A 700-nucleotide genomic window follows, 5' to 3' on the forward strand; every position below is an offset into this window, starting at 1 on the left:
CGGTCGGTTGCGGAAGATAAGCCCAAACTTGTGAGGGCTGATACTTATACTGCCAAAAATGACATTACTGATTACCTGATAGGAATTCTGTTCCTGCTCATGCTAGCTGAAATCTTGATCGTGCGCCGGAGGGGTGAACTATGATATCCCTCGAACACCCAGAAATGCTTTTACTCATCATCCCTGTAATAATTGTCGGGTTCTATCTCCTTCGGAAGACAAAAACGAAGATTGTGGAATGGAGGATGCTTGTAGCTTTTCTCCTTATACTCGCTTTGGCTGCTCCATTTACAACGGTTACGCGAACTGTTAGTGAAGACAATCCTTCACTTGTACTAGTTCAGGATAAAACCGCAAGTATGGGGCTTTTTTCTAATGAATCAGGTACCGACCTGTATAAAGCCCTTGCAGCTAAAACCCCTACTACTTTAGTCCAGCTTACAGGCGATAAAACAAACCTTGGAGATGCTGTGACCCAGTATTCTGGTACTGGTAATCAGATTGTTCTTGTTACTGATGGAAACAACAACTCTGGAAAGAATCTTGCCGATGCCCTGGGTTTTGCAAAAGAAACCAATACTTCAGTTTACCTTGTCGAGCCTGAACTCAAGAAAAACGATCTCAGCGTCGAGGTTCTTGGAGATAAGGATGCTATTGTGGGTAACCAGAAAGATTATTCGATAGTTGTCCGCCAGGCTTC

Annotated in this window: 1 pseudogene; it reads left to right on the forward strand. The window is 43.7% G+C overall.

Going from position 1 to position 700, the window contains the following annotated elements:
- Nucleotides 1–140: 140 nt before the first annotated feature.
- Nucleotides 141–700, forward strand: a pseudogene (locus BP621_RS15955) (hypothetical protein); the annotation flags it as partial.

Origin of the sequence: Methanosarcina sp. UBA5 (assembly GCF_002505485.1) — an archaeon.
Lineage (GTDB): Archaea > Halobacteriota > Methanosarcinia > Methanosarcinales > Methanosarcinaceae > Methanosarcina.